The organism is Candidatus Acidiferrales bacterium (assembly GCA_035934015.1).
Lineage (GTDB): Bacteria > Acidobacteriota > Terriglobia > Acidiferrales > UBA7541 > DAHUXN01.
The window spans coordinates 40,049-59,739 of sequence record DASYYH010000021.1 but is presented as its reverse complement, the minus strand read 5'-3'; the positions used below and the strand labels follow the sequence as shown (position 1 = coordinate 59,739).

The following is a 19,691-nucleotide window of genomic DNA, read 5'->3' as shown; positions in this document are numbered from 1 at the left end:
CCGGGGGCCTCGCGAATTGCCCTGAGCGGCGATCGAAGAGCTAAACATACGGCAAATCTATAGCAGATGTTAACCGAGTTGTCAACAGTATTCTGCAGAGTTAATTTGCGCGCGCGATAAGTTTCAAACTGCAGATTCCCTGCCTGCCCGCCACGGCGGGCAAGCGGCAGGCAGGGTCGTCGCCCCTCGCTGAAGACGCTCGGGACTCGCCCGCCATCGCGGGCAGGCTCGGAATGACAACGAAAAACGGGACGCGACTCGGGGAGTCGCACGCCCAGGCGTGCAAGCGCGGGCGGGGCCCTTCGTTCCTCAGGGTAAACAAGCCCCGCCCCTACGAAGGCAAGGGAGCACAGGCTAAGAGCTCGCCTCGGCGGGCAAGCCTGTGCCACAACTGCAGATTTCTCGTCGCGAAGAACGCTCCTCGGAATGACAGATTTAAGTGCGGGTCGCTCCGGTTGCGGCGTGCCCAACCTAACCATATTTGTTGAATGCAGCAAGCAGATCGTGAGTCCGCACGAACGCACCCGCGGAGAAGTTTGCGAAAAAGTTGGCGTGAGCGTGCTTGCAACGGGGCGGGTTGCCGAGGGGCGAGGGGTGTACTACGATACGGCTCCTGCCTATGAGCGAAACTCCGCGCGGCGATGCTAAAGAACAAGACCTGGGAATGCTGTGGGATTTTTGGTATCCGGCGCTGCGGTCGCGGCAAGTGCGCGGGCGGAGGCTGACGCGCGCGACGCTGCTGGAAGTTCCGCTGGTGATTGGGCGCGATGCGCAAGCGCGGCCATTTGCGCTGCGCGACGTCTGCCCGCATCGCGGCATGCCACTTTCCTGCGGGCAATTCGACGGCGAAGCGGTGGAGTGCAGCTATCACGGATGGAAATTCGAGGCGCACACGGGGCAGTGCCGCGAAATTCCGTCGCTGACAGCAGATGCGAAATTGCGCGCCGACCGCATCTACGCGGGCGCTTATCCTTGCGAGGAGCGCGACGGGTACATCTGGGTTTACATGAGCGCGCCGAATTCGCCGCGCATCGAGCAAGCACCCATTGCGGCGCCGGAGCTGCCGAAATTCGGCGGAAGCTACAGCATCGCGCATCTTTCGGCGGAGATGCCGGTGCACGTTGATCATGGCGTGATTGGATTGATGGATCCGGCGCACGGGCCGTTTGTGCATCAGTCGTGGTGGTGGCGCAGCCGGCGCAGCATTCACGAGAAACACAAACGCTTCGAGCCCATCGCCGATGGATTTCGCATGAGCCCGCACACGCCTTCGTCGAATAGCCTGCCGTATAAAGTGCTGAAGCTATTCACCGGCGAACCGGTGACGACGACGATCGATTTCACGCTACCGAGCTACCGATTCGAGCAAGTGCGCACGGGGAAGCTGTGGTTTTCGAGCCGCGCGGTGGTGACGCCGATCCGGCGCGATCTGTGCCGGCTGGATTTTTGCGCGGCGTGGAACGTGATGCGGTTCGTGCCGATCATCGGCGGCATCATTCGCATTCTCGGGCCGCGATTTATCGCGCAGGATACGGATACGATGACGAAGCAATCCGTGGGGCTGAAGTCGAATCCGAGTTTGATGTTGATTGATGACGCGGACCGGCCGGCGAAATGGTATTTCCAGCTCAAGGCCGCACACCTCGAAGCGAAAGGCACGGGCGCGCAGCCGCCGCATCCGATGAATGGGCCGGTTGAGTTGCGGTGGCGTTCGTAAGTAGTGCGCTGACCTACGCGGCAGAATCGCCAGAGGACGCGCCGAATGCGCGGTCGGTACGAAACAGCACCCAGGCAGTCACAGCGCCGGCGGGAATCGCGAGCCACCAGCCCGAACTGAAAACCATGCTCGGACCCACGCTGAAAATGTCGGCGAAATATCTCACCGGCTTCGACATGTCCGCTTGACTCGCGCCGCCGAGCCAGCCGAGCGCAGCGAACAGCAAAGTCGTGATCCCCGCTCCAAGAAGCATCCATTGCCAGGCTTTCTCGGATTTCATGATGTGTGCGATGCAACGCAACAGAAATGCGCTAAGGAGCACGGCTGGGGCCGTGTACATCAACCCGTAGAAAATGGCGAAAAGCAAACTGATGACGCCGGCTGGTCCGTCCAATGCTTCGGCGCCCGTGAGCGAAATTTTTGCCCAAACGCAAAAGCTCATGAACGCGCAGCCGCAAACCCACGCGGCGAGATAATACGCCAGGCTGCCGCGGCGGGTCATATCCGCCGCTGGATGTTGGGGAAATCCTGCCAGACTTTCACGCCGCAGAAATGCGAGCCTTCGGTGCAGATCGGAGTCGTGATTCCGGCGCGGAGATAACATGGCGGGCCGATATACCGCGCAAGCTCGGGGAAAACGGCGCGGACCTGCTGCACTTCTTCCATCGAAGCTTGATAAATCTCTTCCTGCGCGTTGAAACACGTGCGCATGGTCCATTTGTGCAGCAGATGAAGCAGGGAGCCGGATTCAACGAGGCGGATCGATTTCGCGTTGGGCAGAAGATAGAGAGCGATTTCGGCGGGAACGCCGTGGTCAAGCAGCGCGTTCTTGGCCGCCCAGGCTTCGGCCATCGCGGTCTCGTAGATTTCGCGCGCGCGAGCGTTGTCGCGAATGAGCATCGGGACGATGTAATCCGGCGAGCGCGTGTCGGCGAGCGTCAGTAGCGGGCGCGAGCCGGGAATCATGCGATGGCGCTGATCCTGGCTGTCGGCCGTGTGGCTGATTTTTTTCGCGAAGGCGAAATTGGCGTGCTGGAGCGCGCGCATCATCGGAGCATTGACGCCAATGTCGAGCGTTTCGCGGCGATAGGGATTGCGTGCGGGATTCAGCAGGCGATCGATGGCTTCGGCGTCAGAGCAATTGGTTTTAGTGACGCCAACGACGGCGCGATAGGCCGAGGCCACGACTTGCATTGCGCGCGGAGAATAATCGACAAGCTTCGAGGTTTCACCGAAAAGCTGTGCATCAAATTCGGCGGCGAATGCCTCACCATTTGCAGATTTCGCAAAAGACTGCCATTCGGGCAAGTCTTCCATCGGCGCCGAATCGAAGCGATCGAAGAATTGCGGATCGACTTCGCGCACGCGGCTGACCATGGCCTCGAGAACGGCGCGCGATTCGGAAGGCGTGTCGCAGGCAGATTGCATGCGCCAGAGACGATGCAAGACGATGCCGGAGAGCGTATGCACCATGGTGGTGAATGCGGCGACGGGAAGAACGTAGCGGGCGACTTCGATGGCGCGCTTTTGCGCGGCGCGCTTGACCTTCTCGATGCGGCGCGGATGAGACATTGCGCCGACGTGCCAGATGTCGTCGAGGATGGCCTGCGCTTCGGATTCGAGAATCTTGGAGAGTTCGCGATAATACGACCAAGCGCGTGCGATGGCTTGCTCGTAAATGGCGCGCTCTGCTGGACCGAAGAGTCCGTCTTCGGGGGGAATGTAGGCCTGAGCGCGATCGAGGCGCACGTAACGCTGGCTCTGCTGTTCGGAATTATAGAAGGGGTGGGCGTGAAGGAAAGACCAGACGAATTGGCGGCTGACATTTTCGAGGCCGAATTCGAAGTGGGCGTGTTGGTACACGGTATGATGACCGCTGTAGAAGGTTGCGGCGCCGATATTGACGCGCTGCTTTTCGGTGATTTCCCCGGGGTTGACGATGCGCGGGGCGTAGCACGTGCGCGCGGCGGCAATGGCGGAATCGTAGGGATGCGTGAAGAAGTTTCGAAGAGTGACGCGCGGAGCGGCCGTTTCCACGGGATCGACGGGAAACGCTGAGATGGGGAGCGCCATGAGCGGGGACATTCTACACCCTATTCGGCGACTGGAGATTTGCACGAAGAAGCGAGACTGCGGGGCCACAACTTGAGGTTGCACAGCAGAGTCCCAGTCCGACAGTACTATAGTACCGTTGACATCGGCGGACGTGATGACTAGGCTGGACGCGAAAGGTGAAGTGAGGTTCTGGCAAACCAGGGACGAGAGGGGTGTATCTTTTAGACACATAGTCTAAAAAAAAACCCCTTGACGGCACAATAGCTCATAGAATCCGCCAGGTTGTTACCTGATTCGGGGGGTTCCTATGAGCAAGTGGTTGATGGTGGGTGTGTTAGTGCTGTTGGCCCTGGTAAGCGCAGTCGGACTGCGCAGCCTGACGGCGAATGCGCAGATGGTTGCCGGCGGCGGCGCACCGATGCCGATCACACCTTGGACAAACGCGAAGGGCGGCGGCGCACCAATGCCGATTACGCCTTGGACGAATGCCAAGGGCGGCGGCGCTCCGATGCCTATTACACCCTGGAACTAAACAGGGCGTAAGCGGCAGCTGGGCCTAGCCTCGCGATACGAAGTGAATGCTTGGCCCTTTTGATTACGTTATATGGATTACGAGTTTCCTAGCGGAACTCTACGTGGTGGTTTGGGCTCTCAGCCGTAAACAATTCCTTCGCAATATTTCCCTTAATGTCTATATCATGGCCGTCGCGCTGCAGAGCGCCGTCCTCTATCCGCTGGTCAGGCATTACGGAGCGGCGTCGCTGCAATACCGCTACACGTACTACTACACAGACAGCTTGCTGATCATCTTGCTGTACTTTGTCATCATGCGTTTTTACAAGGAAATGTTCCGCGAAATGCATGTAGGAAAGTATGTGCAGGGCGCGTCGGCGATGCTGCTGACGGCGACGGCGCTATTTTCCTACGTAGTCATCCACCAGAATAAGGATCACCTGACCAGCCGGTTCGTGGTCGAGCTGGGGCAGAATCTTTATTTCGTGGGGGTCGTACTGACCTATTTGCTTTGGGGCGCGATCGTGAAATTGAAGGAGACGCGCGCGAGGCTTGTCCAGCTGGTGCTGGCGCTGGGTATATATTTCAGCGCGAACGCTGCGGCCTATGCGATGCGAAATCTTTTCCCCGGCCTCCAAGCAAACTTCCTGCGATTCATTCCGCCGGTGATGGGAGCATTCCTGCCGCTGGCATGGGCCTATACGTTTACACGAGTTCCGGAAAGGGCGAAACTGGAAACGGCGCGCGTTGTGGCTTCGGGCGTTCCGGTTCAACAGCACTCATGATTGCTGCCCTTATCTGCGTGGCCTCCATTGCAGCGCTCCTGCAATTCTTTATGGCTCATTCGCGCGCGGTGATCGCCGTCTACCGGAAGTCGGAGCTTTCGGAACAAGTGCGTGAAGTCGCGGGCATCGAGGGTCAGCAAGTCAGCAGCGAGCAATTCGGGCGGCTGGTGCAATTGGTTCGTTTGTGCCCGCAAAAGAGCGACGATCAGACCGATCTGAGGGTGGTAGGAGTCTATTATCGCCTGATGGGCGTCCTGCGTTCAGTGGGCCGGGCGTTTTCTTCGCGAATTTCGGCCTGGGCGGAGAGTGAGCGAAGCGCTTGCGCATATTTTGCAGCGGTGGCTCTGGACCGACGGATCGCCAACAGCCGAGACCTGCTGGCGCAGCAGATGGGCGAGAATTAATCCGGCTTTTCCCTCCCTTTCTACTTATTGATTTTAGTTGTCACAAGCCGTGGTGAAGGTCCGTTTGCATTCTGAATTCCTCTGTCACGAACCAGAATATTCATGCTAATCCATCGTCAGAGCCCTAATGCTATACGCTACTCCTTGCGGCTGGTAAAATAGCCGTGCGCCAGTTTTCTTTTCCTGCAATGAAAAATACTCTTCATCAGAAGGTTCGAGAATCGATTCAAAGGCACGAGATGCTGCGCGCAGGAGACCGCGTTGGCGTGGCTGTGTCTGGCGGCGCAGATTCGGTTGCACTGCTGCGAATCCTGCATGGGCTGCGCGGCGAAATCGGATTTACGCTCTGCGCCCTGCACTTTAATCATCAACTGCGAGGCGCAGAGTCCGATGCGGATGAAAGTTTCGTTAAGGCTCTGGCGGGTGCGCTGAATCTCGAATGCATCGTGGATCGAGAGGATGCCGGCGCGACAGCAGAGCGAGAAGGCTGGAATCTGGAAGATACAGGACGACGGCTGCGGTACGGTTTTTTTGAAAGCGTGGTAATGCGCGGGATGGCCACGCGAGTCGCCACGGCGCACACCGCGGACGATCAGGCGGAAACAGTTTTGACACGACTCCTCCGAGGGACGGGACTGACTGGATTGTGTTCCATCTATCCGGTTCGCGGGAGGATTATCCGGCCGCTCATTGAAGTCCGGCGCGAAGAGCTGCGAAACTACCTGAGGCAAGTCAAACAGGAATGGCGCGAAGACGCAACCAATCTGGACACGGAACGGCTTCGAGCACGCGTGCGGCACCGATTGATTCCTGAGCTTGAGAAGGATTTTTCGAACGCCGCCGTCGCCAAGCTCTGCGAGGTTGCGCAACTCGCGCGAGACGATGAGTCATTTTGGGTGGCGCTGGTTGAGGACCGCTACGAAACGCTGGTCTCGCAAACGACTGATGGCGTATGCGTGAAAGCGGCGGACCTGCTGCGGCCGATTGCGCTGACGCTCCAAGCGGTTGACGAGGAATCGGCGCGGCGGCTGCATGCGCTGACAGCCAGGCTTGTGAGGCGATTGTACGGTGGAGTAAAAGGCGACAAAGGCGAGCTTTCCCAGAAACATGTGGAGCAAGTGATTCATCTCGCGGCAGCGGGAAAGAGCGGACAGCGCATCGAGCTTCCTGGTCGTGTGATTGCGGAGCGGCAGGCGGATCGGTTGATTTTTGGAGGCGCCGAGGAGGAAAAGGGCGCCCGTATTTCGAAAACCAACCGTTTTCCTGTGCGATCTTATGCCTATGAAGTGCAGCTTCCCAAGAGCGGGTCGGCGGCAGTTTCCATTCCGGAACTTGGGAGGGCCTTCCGTTTGAAAGTGATTGACTGGCCCATGAGGGAGCGCGACACTATTCGTGCAGGGGTATTTCTGGATTTCGAGAGGCTTCGGGCTCCGCTCATGCTGCGGAACTGGGAGCCTGGGGATGCGTATCGCCCTTCCGGGCGCCAGAGAGTGCGGAAACTGGCGCGGATGCTGGCTGCCCGCCGAATTGGTGCGGGGGAAAGAGCCGGGTGGCCGGTTCTGACGAGCGAGGGAAACGTGGTCTGGGCTGCGCGGATGCCGGCAGCGGCGAAGTATTCGGCTGGCGACGCGACGCGCACCGGCGTGTGGATTTTCGAGGAAGGCCTGTGAGGCAGGCATGAAGGCTGCGTATTCGCGTCAGCAAATTGCAGCGCGGGTGGCGCAGATGGGCCGAGCGATTTCGAAAGATTACGCCGGCCGGACGATCGACGTCATTTCGATACTCGAGAACGCGTTTCTCTTCGCAGCCGATCTGGTGCGGGAGATTTCGCTGCCGGTGGTTTGTCACTTTGTGCGGACCGAGTTGCGGCATGTGGAACTCGGCGGATTCGAGCGGGCGGAGATTTTCTTTTCGACCCCGCCGCAGCTCAAAGGGCGCGACGTGCTGCTGGTGGACGCGATATTGCACACGGGCGTGCCGCAGGATTTTTTGTGGAAGCGGCTGGAGGAATGCAACCCGCGGTCGCTGGCGATGGCTGTGCTGTTCGACAAGGAACGCGACCGGAGAGTGGGGCTCCAGGCGAAGTACGTTGGGTTCGCTTCTGCATCTAAGTATTGGGTGGGGTACGGTCTGGCAGGACGCGATGGGTTGTACCGCAACCTGCCGTATGTGGGAACGGCAAGGAAAGCCGGCGAATCAGGGGCCCGGAGACCGGCGAAGCGGCCGGTGCGGAAACACGGATGAACATTTCAGGGCCAGAGCGTGAGGCACAACGGTGAACTCGACAGTTAAAACGGTGTTCTTCTGGATGGCGATGATTCTGCTCGCCGTCGTGTTGTGGGAGATGGCTTCCAAGGGAGGCCAGACATCACGGGATGAATCTCCGAGCTATACGGAGTTTCAGACAGAAGTGCAGAAGGGCAACGTCAGCGAAGTGACGATCATGCTGTCGCAGGTAAGCGCGGAAGTGGATGGAGAGTTCCGCGATCCGAAGGCGAAGTTTCACGTCACCGTGCCCAAGGAAACGCTGAGCGACCTGACCAAGGAACTGCAGGACAAGAACGTCGATGTGAACATCAAGGAAGTGCGCAACAACGATTGGATCAGCATGTTGATCGATACGGTTCCGTTCATTTTGCTGCTGGTGATCTTTCTCATCATGATGCGGCAGATGCAGGCGGGCGGAAACAAGGCGCTGAGTTTCGGAAAATCCCGCGCGCGGCTGCTGACAGCGCAGCAGAAAAAAGCCACGTTCAAGGATGTGGCGGGCATCGAGGAAGCCAAGGAAGAGCTGCAGGAGATCATCGACTTTTTGAAAGACCCGCAGAAATTCCAACGATTGGGCGGGCGCATACCGAAAGGCGTGCTGCTGGTCGGACCCCCGGGAACGGGCAAGACGCTGCTGGCGCGAGCGATTGCCGGGGAAGCGAATGTGCCGTTCTTCTCGATTTCCGGTTCCGACTTTGTGGAAATGTTCGTGGGCGTTGGCGCGAGCCGCGTGCGCGACCTGTTCGAGCAAGGCAAGAAAAACGCGCCGTGCATCATCTTCATCGATGAAATCGACGCCGTGGGGCGGCACCGGGGAGCAGGTCTTGGCGGCGGACATGATGAGCGCGAACAAACGCTGAACGCGCTGCTGGTGGAAATGGACGGCTTCGAATCGAACGAAGGCGTCATTTTGATCGCGGCGACGAACCGGCCTGATGTGCTCGATCCAGCGCTGCTGCGGCCGGGACGCTTTGACCGGCGCGTGGTGGTTCCGCGGCCCGATGTTAAAGGCCGTGAAGAAATTCTCCGCGTACATACACGGAAGGTACCCATCGCTGAAGATGTGGATTTGTCGATTTTGGCGCGAGGCACGCCGGGCTTTTCCGGTGCGGACCTTGCGAATCTGGTGAACGAAGCAGCGCTCTGGGCGGCGCGGCAAAATCGCAAGCTCGTGACCATGGAGGACTTTGAGATGTCAAAAGACAAAGTCCTGATGGGCGCTGAGCGGAAATCGATGATTCTCTCGGAAGAAGAGAAGAAGAATACGGCTTACCACGAGGCCGGGCATGCGCTCGTGGCGGCGATGACGCCGGGAGCTGACCCGCTGCATAAAGTGACGATCATCCCGCGCGGCATGGCGCTCGGCGTGACGATGCAACTGCCGATCGACGACAAGCACACGTACACAAGAGATTTTCTCGAAAGCCAGTTGTCCGTGCTGATGGGCGGGCGCGTGGCGGAAGAGATGTTCTTGCAGCACGTGACGACAGGTGCGGGAAACGACATCGAGCGAGCGACAGAAATCGCGCGGCAGATGGTTTGTGAATGGGGTATGAGCACGCTCGGACCGCTGACCTTCGGCAAGAAGGAAGAAGCGATTTTCCTTGGACGCGAAATCGCGCAGCATCGCGATTATTCGGAAGATACGGCGATTAAGATCGATGCGGAAGTGCGCGGCATCGTGACGACGGCATACTCGCGAGCGCGGACGATACTCGATACGCACCGCGATGCTCTGGAGCGAGTTGCGAAAGCGCTGCTGGATCGCGAAGTGCTCGACGCGAACGAATTGAAGCTGCTGATGGACGGCAAGCCCCTTCCGGAAAAACCGCCGAACCCGCCACCGTCGGCGCCTCCCGTGCCTTCGAAGGAGCCGCAACTTTCCTTGCGGCCGGAGCCGCGTCCCGTGCCCGGCATGGCGAAGGGCGAGAAACCCGCGCCGGCTTGATTGATATTTTTCTTCCTTTGGATTTTGCTGCTGCGTGAAAACTTTCTCGCCGATTTGTCGTAATATATCTCGCATGGCAAAGGATCACCGGGAACCCATCGAAGTGGAATGTCCATGTTGCCAGGCTAAACTCACCATCGATCGTGAGCTTGGCGCTGTGCTGTCGCATACGCCACCTCCCAAACCCCCGTCTTCTGTCGATCTTGATGACACTGCGCGCTTGCTTCGCGAGCAGACCGAACGCGTAGAGGCAAAATTCCGGCAATCGGTGGAGGCGGAACGGACGAAAGACGATGTCCTCGAACGCAAATTCGCCGAGGGGCTGAAAAAAGCCAAAGACAAACCCGTCGAAAAGCCGATTCGCGATTTTGATCTCGATTGAACTGCAATCGCCTGGCGAGCGAATTTTTCGCCGTGCGCCAAATCCATGATCTTGCGCCGCAGCAACACCTACGCGATGTGTCTTTTGGGGGTATCGGCCGCGTTTGGCGCCGGGGCATGGGCGCAGAAAAAGCCGAAACTGCCAAGGCCCGTGCCGATGGATTCCGGCGTCCAGATGGAGCGCGACCGCGCAACAGGAGACCTGGTTTTCCAGCATCCGAAATCCGGCAGGCCGGCAGCGGAGACGCCGAAAAATATTCCGGCGGTGCTGCGAGTTCGCGTCAATCTGGTCGAAGTCGGGTGCAACGTCTTCGCGCCGGATGGGACGGCCGTGCGCGAGATCCCGCGAAGCGATTTTCAGATTTTTCAGGATGGAGTCGAGCAGAATCTCACGCACTTCGACGCTTCGAGCCAGGGCGCGAGCATTGCGCTGATCCTCGATGCAAGTCCCAGCGTCCTGCCAGATACCGATGCAATGAAAGCGGCTGGGGAACAACTGATTGCCAATCTTTCTCCTGCTGATGAAGTCGCCGTGGTGGAATTTGCCGAGCACACGTTTTTGCTGCTCCCCTTTTCGCGAAATCGAGAGTTGCTGCAGAAAGCCATCGCACGCGTGGATGTGCGCGGCTTGTTCTCGCAGGCGATCGGTTCCAACATTTACCGCTCAGTGTATCTGGCGGCGGATGAACTTTTTCCCGGCCGCACCGGACGCAAAGCGATCATCCTGCTGACGGATGGGCAAGACAGCGGGATGGGGCTCAACCTGGACGGCGAAGGCGTGCGGCTGCGTCCGGGCGATCCGCCGAATCGCGTTACGCTGGAAGACGTGGCGAGGACACTTTCATCGCAGGGCATCGAAGTTTACGCGATCTCGACGCAGAATCGCCCGAGCATAATGACACCCGAATGGCTCGCCGCGCATCAGGGAGATTCGCTGGTCACGCCGGATGCGTTGACGCTGGGCATTCCTGCGTACACGGATTTTTTGGCAGAGCTGGTGCGGCGCGCAGGGGGGCACCTCTATTTCATGAATGAGACGCGAACAGTCGCCAATGCCTATCGCGAAATTATTCAGAATTTGAGCGCGCAATACACGCTGGGCTACTATCCGCCGCGGACAAGCCAGCCGGGCTGGCACTCGTTGCGCGTGGAAGTCCGAGGGCAAGGGCCCGTGCGCGTCGTGCATCGTCTGGCATTTTACGAGTCCGCAGAATTGCATTGATTCCCGAGGAAAATGTGCTGTACCTGCATTTGGCATGAACCGAGATTTCCCGCGCTGCTGGCCAGTGTGATTTAATCGAAACTCATGGTGCCGAGAAAACGATTCCGGCTGCGGCTGCCCTCGCGCACGCTGATTTTGGGCGAGCGTACGCTGATTATGGGAGTCCTTAATGTGACTCCGGACAGCTTTTCTGATGGCGGGAAATTTCTCGACGCCGAGAAAGCTATAGAGCACGCGCTGGAAATGGAGCGCAAGGGAGCGGACATCCTCGATATCGGCGGCGAATCGACGCGGCCCGGTTCGACAGGCATAACTGCGGAGGAGGAGCTGCGGCGCGTGCTGCCAGTCATCCAAGGCCTGCGCGGGCGATTGAAGATTCCGCTCTCAATCGACACACAGAAGGCGGAAGTGGCCGAAGCGGTAATTGCCGCAGGTGCGGAGATCCTCAATGTCATCGGCGCAGTGCATGCCGAAGCGGAAATATTCGAAATCGCGCGGCGGCGAGGCGTGGCGACGATTTTGATGCACATGCGCGGAAGACCTCAGACGATGCAGAAAGGGCCATTTGCCAAGAACGTGGTTCAAGACGTGATGACGGGGTTGCGAAGCGGGATCACCCGCGCGCGCCACACCGGAATTGCAAAATCAAAGATCATCGTCGATCCCGGAATCGGTTTCGGAAAGAGACACCGGCAAAGCTTGGAATTGATCGCGCGGCTACCGGAGCTGGCAAAGCTCGGATACCCGGTGCTCGTGGGCGTGTCGCGCAAAGCGTTTATCGGCGATGTGCTCGGTGGCGTTGCCACGGAGCAACGCGGCTGGGGGACGGCGGCGGCGGTTGCCGCGTCCATCTTCGGCGGCGCGCACATCGTGCGTGTGCACGACGTCGATGAAATGAAACAGGTCGCGAGAGTAGCGGATAGAATCCTCGCGCTTCCGAGGAAGCACGCGTAGAATAAATTTCGCGGAGGCTTTAGGAATATGCTGCGCCGCTTGACAATCCTCAGTGCGACAGCCGCGCTGACATTTTCGCTCTGCACGATGCGCATCGCTGCGCAGGGACTTCCTCCGGCGCAAAAGCCATTCGAGCCAAAAGTGCCGCAAGGCACGGGCGCGTGCTCGATCGACAGGCCGTGCGCGGAAGTTGCTCCGCTGATTATCTCGAGTGCGCTCGGGGCTTCGCCGCTGGAAAACAATTTGCGCGAGCTGACCGATGTGATTGGCGGTCGGGTTGCGGGCACACCGGCGAATGACAAAGCCGTGGAATGGGCGGTGGAAGCGTTTCGCCGCGCTGGTGTGGACGAAGTTCATACAGAGAGATTCACGGTGCCGGTGAGCTGGGCCGAAGGACATACGCATCTAGAGGTGATTGCGCCGGAGGCACTTCCGGTGCATCTGGTGTCGATTGGATGGTCGCCGGCCACGCCCGCGGGAGGCATCACGGCCAGCATGGTGGACGCAGGAATAGGCGATGAGGCGGGTTTTGCGCGCCTAGGCAACGCGGCGAGTGGCGCGATTGTCCTGGTGCATACAAATGTGCTGAAAACGTGGGACGACCTCATGAACGAGTATAACTATGAGCCTGCGGTCATTGATCGCGCGGTGAAGGCAGGCGCAGCGGCGATTTTATGGATGTCGACGCGGCCGTACATGCTGCTCTACCGGCACAATCTTTCGGTGACTGGCGAACTGGAACGATTGCCACAGGCCGTGGTGGCGCGCGAAGATGCGATGCGGCTGGCTCGGTTCATCGCTTCCGGGCAGCCGGTGAAAGTCCGCCTCGACATGCCAAACAAAATCGGCGGACCTGTGCAGTCTGAGAATGTTGTGGCGGAGATTCGCGGCAGCGTGAAGCCGGATGAATTTGTGCTCCTGGGCGCGCATCTGGATTCCTGGGAGCTAGGAACGGGCGCGCTGGACGACGGCTGCAACGCAGCGATGACGATTGACGCGGCGCGTGCGATTCGCGCTGCGGGAGCGATTCCGAAGCGGTCGATTCGGTTCGTTTTGTTTTCGGGCGAGGAAGAAGGAATGCTGGGGTCGCGGGCCTACGCAGCGGCACACCGCGCGGAGCTCGATCAGATGGACACGACGATCATTTTCGATTCTGGCGACGGAAAAGTGACGGGATATTCGCTCGGAGGACGAAAGGACATCGCCGCAACGGTGACACGGGCTTTAGAGCCGCTGAGTACTTTTGGACCATTTGAGAATACCGATGACGCCGATCTTGGCACGGACAATTTCGATTTCTTGCTTGAGGGCGTGCCGACGCTCGTTGCCAATCAAGAGCCCGACGACTACATAATGAATTACCACGCAGCTTCGGACACTTTCGACAAAGTGGACTTCGCGCAACTTAAGCGCAACGAAGCGATCGCGGCGGTCACGGCATATGCGGTCGCGGATCTGCCGGAAAAATTGGGAGCACGGCAAAATCGAGAGCAAATCGAGAAATTGCTGGAAGACACCGGTTTGAAAAAGGAAATGCAAGCAGCGGGCGCCTGGCCACTTTGGGTCGATGGCAGGCGCGGGCGGCGGTTGACATCCAGCAGCAGCGGCCAGTAACTTTACGCGCTGTACGCGCGACAACTCCGAGTTCCATTCTGCGACGGCGCTATAATGATGAGAGATGGAATTCTCTCGCGCCACTTCCCGTTCCGCTGCGGCACAATCCCGCCGCATCCTGGCGATTGATTACGGACGGAGGCGCATCGGCTTGGCGATTTCCGATGAGCTGCGCCTGACGGCAACGCCACTCGAAACGCTGGTGAGGAAAAACAGGCGGGAAGATATGCGGCGACTCCGCGAAATCGTGCGGCAAAACAGCGTCGGATTCATTTTAGTTGGCTCGCCCGTGCATATCGGCGGAGAGGCAGGAGAAATGGCGGAGGAAGCGGCACGCTTTGCCGCGCGCGCAGGGAAAGAACTGGCATTGCCGGTGGCGCTCCGCGATGAACGATTGACGAGCTGGGAGGCAGAAGAGATCGCGAAGGAAACAGGCCGGAGAAGTGCGAAAAATCTCGATTCCGTGGCGGCGGCGATTTTGTTGCGCGAGCATCTGGATGAAATGCGCAATGGAACCCCTGCGGCGAAGGGTAAATAGAACATGCGGCGACTGGTATTTGTGATCGTTATTCTTATTGCCGCCGTGGCTGGTGCGGCCGCGTGGGTGCGCAGCGAACTGAAACGGCCGTACCGCGGCTATTCGCAGGCGCAGATCTTCGTCGAAATCCCGCGCGGCACGCCGCGGTGGACCATCGCCGAGATGCTGCAGAAAAGCGGTGTGATTGACAGCCGTGTGGCGTTCGTTTTGCTAAGCAAATGGCATCACCATGGCGTGCTGCAGGCGGGCGAGTATATGTTTTCCCGACCGATGACGCCGCGGGAAGTGTACGCGCAAATCGCGGGCGGGCACATCTACATGCACACAGTGATCGTGCCGGAAGGCTGGACGATGTTCGACATCGCCAACGAACTTGCAAAACAGGGCCTCAGCAGCAAAGAGGACTTTTTGCGCGCGGCGCAAGATACTTCGCTGGTGCGAGACATTGCACCGCAGGCTCCGTCGCTTGAGGGATTTCTGTTTCCTTCGACCTATCAATTTTCGAGGAACACCACGCCCCAAGAGATTGTTGCGACCATGGTGAAAGAATTTCGGGGAGAATGGGGGAAATTGCAGAACGAAGCGGCGGAGGATCCCAACCCGGATTCTCCGGAGCTACGGAATGCTTCTGCGAAGCACAAGATAGATGATTTGGTGTCCCCGGTTACAAAACTTTCCACCTCGCAAATTGTGACACTCGCGTCTCTGGTGGAGCGCGAAACACCTCAGCCTGCGGAGCGGCCGATTGTTGCGAGCGTTTTCTACAATCGGCTCAGGCTCCGGTTGCGGCTGCAATGTGATCCGACGGTGCAATATGCGCTCGATCTGGAGGGCAAGCCAACTCCGAAATTGACTCCAGGGGATCTGCTGGTCTCCTCGGACTACAATACCTACCGGCATCGCGGGCTGCCGCCTGGGCCGATTGCGAATCCGGGAGATGCATCTTTGCGCGCGGCGCTCGATCCGGCGCAGACGAAATACCTATATTTTGTGGCCAACGGATCGGGCGGCCATTTTTTTGCGCGCACGCTCGCAGAACACAATCGCAACGTGCAAAAATATCGGAGAATCCTTGAGGGTTTGCCGCCTGAGGCACCCCCTCCCGTGCATCGGAGGACGAAACCGGCACGCAAACGCCCGAGCATGAAGCATCGCAAATCCACAAAGAAGGCACAAAGCCGCTCATGAACGTGGAGAAAAAATCGGTGAAGAAGGAAATGATTCTGGCCGCCGCGCGCGAAATGAATAAGGCAACCTATACACCGGCGGAAATCGAACAGATCCGGAGAAAATTGATTGCTAAGCACGGCGAAGCCGGCAAGACTTCCGCGGACTATATCGCCGACGTCCTGGCTGCCGCGAAAATGCGCGTGGTGATGTCCGCGCACGTCGATACCGAGGGCCTCTACGAAGAAGAATTTGAGGACCTGCTCCATTTTTCCACCTTTGAAGAAGCGGAGATGTGTTTGGTCCGGCTGGATGAACTCTTGAGAAAATTTGAAACGGAAGGAGAGAAGGCCGCCGAGGCACGCGTGTTGGAAGTGGCGCGGCTCGGGCGGCGGCGCGCCGAGATGATCGCACGAAATCACAAAGTGGACGCGGAAAGGAGGCGCGAGAAGGAAGAAATCGCGCGATGGTTCGCAGTCTGGCTGGAACAGCCCGACGCTTTTTTCGACTGGCTCGAACTCCGGAAGCAATCCGCAGAATTCCGAGAACGCTTTCCACAGAGCGAAACGCAGGAAGATTAAATGGCCATTTTAGTGGTGGAGGCGATGGACTTGGGGCCCGACGTCCGGGCCGCCAGCCTTGAATTGGTGGAAGGTGCGGACCATGAACCTCTTCATGGATCGGAGGCTGCGCAAGTCTGGAGCTCCGCGCTTCCAGCGATTGCGGCACAAGATTCTTGGGCGCTCGATTTTTTCAGCCATCTCGAACCACTGCGCGAATATTGCGAAGCAAAGAAGATCGAATACCGGGAGGCATCCGAAAGATGCATCGTCATCCCCGCGCTCGGGCCAGAGGATTTGTCTTCACTGCTGGCACGATTCGAGCACGAGACAATCGGCGTGCGCGCAGGAAATCTCGTGAGTACGGGGGATGTAGAGCTCGAAAACGAGCTCTCACGGCAGGGCGGCGATGCTTACCATAGGGCCTATTCCAACTACCATTTCTGCGCCATTTGCGATCTCGAAAATGGTTCGGTCGTCGTGCTAAGTGCGAAACTCTGGGCCAGCGAAATTGTTCGGAGGCTGCGTCCTAGGCTCAGCGGCATGAATGTGGAAGTGCGAATCGGGGCGTGAGGCGCGTGGGATCTTTCCTTAGCGCCAGAAAGTGTCACTTTCTGTAACCTACTGATTCCCCCCGGGAATAGCTGACCCTTCGGCACTTGCCTGAATGCGCACGTTGGTACGCCCGTACCATTCCCACGGGGTTACTATACCGAGCAGGATGCTACGAAGAGATATTTGAGGTCCCCCTATGCCGACCGCAAACGAGTCGTTGCCCTCATTATCCAAAAACGAGTCGTTGCCCTCATTATCCAAAGCCTTCGTGCGCAGTTTGAACCTGTTGTTGAAGTTCGCCCGGCTCTATGGATTGGAACACGCGCGAACTTCGGGCCAGCTAGAAGGGGCGTGGACGGAGTTAAACGTAGCATTGAACGCTTCCGGATCGTCGGGTTTGGTTCTGGGCACATCAGGGACAGACCTGCTGGTGGACGGAATGACGCTGGAATCGACCGCATCGGAACGCAGCTTGGCTCAGCTCCTCACCACGGCCAACATCTCAAGTATCGTTTTTACGCACGAATTGACCAAGGACGCTTTTACGGCTTTTGTGCGCACATTCGCCGAGGCAGGACAAAAACCAGCGGAATTAATTGAGCGTTTAAAGGCCTCTTTTGAGGAAGGACCAGCGTCTGGAATCCGCGTTAATGAAGTTCGCTTTGTGGCCGCCGATTCGGAAATGGCCGACTCGGCGATTGCAGCGCAGCTTGCAGCGAAATCGCTCGGCGCGGATGCAGAGAAACTGCAGGACTGGCTGAGAGATCCAGAAAAACTGATTCAACTCATCAGCGCGGCAGAAGGCTCTGGCATCTCGAAAACTTCGGGGTATGTCTTCGGAGAGGAATTGATCGGGACGGGGAACGGCGGCGGAGAAAAACAGGGCGCTTACCTGTTATCCGAAGATGAGATGAAGTCGCTGATGCGCATGGCGACGAGTTTGAATGCCGCGTCGCGCGGGCCGGCCGGAGAAGCGCAAAAAGCAGACTGGAAAGAGCGGTTTGCGGCGCTTCCGGCACCTGCTCAAATCACGCTCCGAGAAGCTCTGGCGGGGATGAGTTCGAAACACCCGAGGCAAAAACTGGACGACGCAGCGATGTTGCGGCTGGCCGAAGACATGGCCATCCATTACGCGATCGAACGATTTCAGCGCGGCGACCTGAAAGTAGACGCAGTGCGGCAGGTGCTCGAGAAGCTCGGAAAAGAAGTCGAGACGCTGCGGAAGGTCCTGCAATGGCACGAAGACAAAATGGTCAAGGCCGGAATGAACGTGGAGACGCACGCAGATATTCTCGACCGGCAGTTTTGGTCCTCGGTGCCAGAATCCGGGAAGCGCGGTGTGCTGCTCTCGCCAGAGAGCTGGTGCGTGCCTACGCGAAATGTGCGGCAATACTGCGAGGAATTGCTGAGCCGCGGAGACAATGAAACCACGGGGAAAATTTTGACGCAGTACGCGGGCTGCGTGAAGCACCATGACCCGGAAGCGCGAAAAAAGGCGGCGACCGGTTTGAGCCAGATGGTTGACCTTTATGTGCAGGCGGATGATTCGCGTCTGGATGAGGCGGTTCGGTCGATCGGCGAGCAATTGGGAGTCGAACGCGATCCGCAACTGCAAAGCCTGCTCAGCGCAGCTTTTGTACGCTTCAGCCAGGAAGCGACGGAACGAAAATCGTACGGTGCGGTGCGCCATGCTCAGGATACGCTGGCGAAAATCGAACGATCGCGGCCGAACTGGTCGCAAAGCATCGAGCCGCGGATTGGGATCGCGAATCGAATTCCGGAATTCATCGATCATGGACTGAGAAATTCTGGTGTCGTGGCGGAGCTGCTGGAAGTCCTGCGGCGCGCTCCGGAAGCGGCGGTGGAACAGATGGCAGCGCGTCTGATGCGCGTAGCGCGTGGAGCGGAGCGCGAACAGCTTGTGAGCATGGCGAACGCGCTAGGCGAACGCGCGAAAGACCATCTGCGGCGGACACTGGAGTTTAGCCCGGCGGCGAACGCGGTTCGCGTCGTGGGACTATTGAGCCGGATGGAGCCTGCGATTGTAGACGAGCTTCTCCCTAAGAAGATTCGCTCCGGCGAGAGGTCTGCGCATGATGAAGCTCTAAGGCAGCTTTCTGTGGGCGGCGCGCCGGAACGCGGGCGAATGCTGATGAGCTTGATCGATCGGTTTGACCGAATGATTGTCCCTATGGCGCTTGACGAGGTGGGCATGTCCGGCGATCCCAGTGTCGCGCCTGAGCTCTTGCGCCTGGCCGAAGGAGATCTGCTGGCAGATAGCTCGGCCTTCGTGCGCGTGAAGGCTGTCGAGGCGCTCGGAAGATTGCGACCGCCTGATTGCGCCACTCATTTGCGGCTCATCATTGAGACGCGGAGTGCGTGGCGCTGGGCTTATCCTCCGGAAATGCGCTTGGCCGCAGCGCAGGCTTTGTTGAAGGTCGATCCCGAACAAGCGCAAGAAGTGCTGCCGCGTTCCGGGCTTGATGCGGAGATGCTGCGCCTGGCCCCGCTCGACGTGCGAGCAGACCGCGATTTCGTGCGCTACCGGCGCTATCCTCGGATTCGCATGACCAAGCCAGTTTCTGCCGTCATTCAGTCCAAACGCGGCAAATATCAGCCCGCAGTTCAAGTGTTGAGTCTGGAGGGCGGACTTTTGAGCGGCGATGTCCACCTTTCCGTGGGGACGGCTGCGGATTTGAAGATCTCCTCGGGAATACGGCCGATCCGGCTGGAGGTTCTCGTGAGATTTACGAAGACAAATCAGGCTGGAGTCGAAATGGTTGGCATGGATTTGGAAGATCGCTCGCGGCTGCGGAGCTTGCTGGTGTCCATGGCAGGCGCAGCGCCGCAAAGCCAGTCCTTGCCGATGTCTGCCTGACTTCGACTTTTCGCTCATTCACACCCGGCGATAGCCGTTGCGTTGACACCCCTAAATGCGGCTGTTAAATTCATTGTTTGTCCTTTTACGGGGGATTTCGCTGCAGATTCACAGGACACTTTGGATTGCGGG

18 protein-coding genes are annotated in these 19,691 nt (G+C 58.6%); 16 read left to right on the top strand and 2 right to left on the bottom strand.

What is annotated here, in order from left to right; genetic code table 11:
* Positions 1-619: 619 nt before the first annotated feature.
* Positions 620-1,717, top strand: coding sequence for a Rieske (2Fe-2S) protein (locus VGR81_10760; protein ID HEV2289422.1), 1,098 nt, complete (start codon positions 620-622; stop codon positions 1,715-1,717).
* Positions 1,718-1,730: 13 nt separating this feature from the next.
* On the opposite strand, the gene VGR81_10755 is transcribed toward VGR81_10760, so the two are convergent.
* Positions 1,731-2,219, bottom strand: coding sequence for a hypothetical protein (locus VGR81_10755; GenBank protein HEV2289421.1), 489 nt, complete (start codon positions 2,217-2,219; stop codon positions 1,731-1,733).
* Positions 2,216-3,790, bottom strand: a complete 1,575-nt coding sequence (locus VGR81_10750; protein HEV2289420.1) for an FAD-dependent thymidylate synthase — start codon at positions 3,788-3,790, stop codon at positions 2,216-2,218. The genes VGR81_10755 and VGR81_10750 overlap by 4 nt, the downstream gene beginning before the upstream one ends.
* A 289-nt stretch (positions 3,791-4,079) precedes the next feature.
* On the opposite strand from VGR81_10750, the gene VGR81_10745 reads away from it, so the two are divergent.
* From VGR81_10745 to VGR81_10675, 15 genes are all read left to right on the top strand, one after another.
* Positions 4,080-4,304, top strand: coding sequence for a hypothetical protein (locus VGR81_10745; GenBank protein HEV2289419.1), 225 nt, complete (start codon positions 4,080-4,082; stop codon positions 4,302-4,304).
* Between the two features lie 46 nt (positions 4,305-4,350).
* Positions 4,351-5,070 carry a hypothetical protein gene (locus VGR81_10740; protein ID HEV2289418.1) on the top strand — a complete coding sequence of 240 codons (720 nt, stop codon included), beginning with the start codon at positions 4,351-4,353 and terminating at the stop codon, positions 5,068-5,070.
* Between the two features lie 50 nt (positions 5,071-5,120).
* Positions 5,121-5,474, top strand: a complete 354-nt coding sequence (locus VGR81_10735; GenBank protein ID HEV2289417.1) for a hypothetical protein — start codon at positions 5,121-5,123, stop codon at positions 5,472-5,474.
* Between the two features lie 239 nt (positions 5,475-5,713).
* Positions 5,714-7,144, top strand: coding sequence for a tRNA lysidine(34) synthetase TilS (gene tilS, locus VGR81_10730; GenBank protein HEV2289416.1), 1,431 nt, complete (start codon positions 5,714-5,716; stop codon positions 7,142-7,144).
* 7 nt (positions 7,145-7,151) lie between these two features.
* The gene (locus VGR81_10725; protein HEV2289415.1) at positions 7,152-7,718 is read left to right on the top strand and encodes a phosphoribosyltransferase family protein; all 567 of its coding nucleotides are present in this window, start codon (positions 7,152-7,154) and stop codon (positions 7,716-7,718) included.
* A 31-nt stretch (positions 7,719-7,749) separates the two neighbouring features.
* Complete coding sequence (gene ftsH, locus VGR81_10720; protein ID HEV2289414.1) at positions 7,750-9,690, top strand: ATP-dependent zinc metalloprotease FtsH; 1,941 nt, start codon at positions 7,750-7,752, stop codon at positions 9,688-9,690.
* A 73-nt stretch (positions 9,691-9,763) separates the two neighbouring features.
* Positions 9,764-10,072, top strand: coding sequence for a hypothetical protein (locus VGR81_10715; GenBank protein ID HEV2289413.1), 309 nt, complete (start codon positions 9,764-9,766; stop codon positions 10,070-10,072).
* A gap of 45 nt (positions 10,073-10,117) precedes the next feature.
* Complete coding sequence (locus VGR81_10710) at positions 10,118-11,293, top strand: VWA domain-containing protein (GenBank protein HEV2289412.1); 1,176 nt, start codon at positions 10,118-10,120, stop codon at positions 11,291-11,293.
* Positions 11,294-11,377: 84 nt separating this feature from the next.
* Positions 11,378-12,247: a dihydropteroate synthase gene (gene folP, locus VGR81_10705; protein ID HEV2289411.1), complete on the top strand. Its 870-nt coding sequence runs from the start codon at positions 11,378-11,380 to the stop codon at positions 12,245-12,247.
* Positions 12,248-12,274: 27 nt separating this feature from the next.
* Positions 12,275-13,861: a M20/M25/M40 family metallo-hydrolase gene (locus tag VGR81_10700; GenBank protein ID HEV2289410.1), complete on the top strand. Its 1,587-nt coding sequence runs from the start codon at positions 12,275-12,277 to the stop codon at positions 13,859-13,861.
* A gap of 64 nt (positions 13,862-13,925) precedes the next feature.
* Complete coding sequence (ruvX, locus tag VGR81_10695; protein ID HEV2289409.1) at positions 13,926-14,399, top strand: Holliday junction resolvase RuvX; 474 nt, start codon at positions 13,926-13,928, stop codon at positions 14,397-14,399.
* A gap of 3 nt (positions 14,400-14,402) precedes the next feature.
* On the top strand, positions 14,403-15,587 hold the full coding sequence (gene mltG, locus VGR81_10690; GenBank protein HEV2289408.1) for an endolytic transglycosylase MltG: 1,185 nt from the start codon (positions 14,403-14,405) through the stop codon (positions 15,585-15,587).
* The gene (locus tag VGR81_10685) at positions 15,584-16,147 is read left to right on the top strand and encodes a hypothetical protein (GenBank protein ID HEV2289407.1); all 564 of its coding nucleotides are present in this window, start codon (positions 15,584-15,586) and stop codon (positions 16,145-16,147) included. Before mltG ends, VGR81_10685 begins: the two co-directional genes overlap by 4 nt.
* Complete coding sequence (locus VGR81_10680) at positions 16,148-16,699, top strand: hypothetical protein (GenBank protein HEV2289406.1); 552 nt, start codon at positions 16,148-16,150, stop codon at positions 16,697-16,699.
* Between the two features lie 355 nt (positions 16,700-17,054).
* Positions 17,055-19,559, top strand: a complete 2,505-nt coding sequence (locus VGR81_10675; GenBank protein HEV2289405.1) for a PilZ domain-containing protein — start codon at positions 17,055-17,057, stop codon at positions 19,557-19,559.
* Positions 19,560-19,691: the final 132 nt, after the last annotated feature.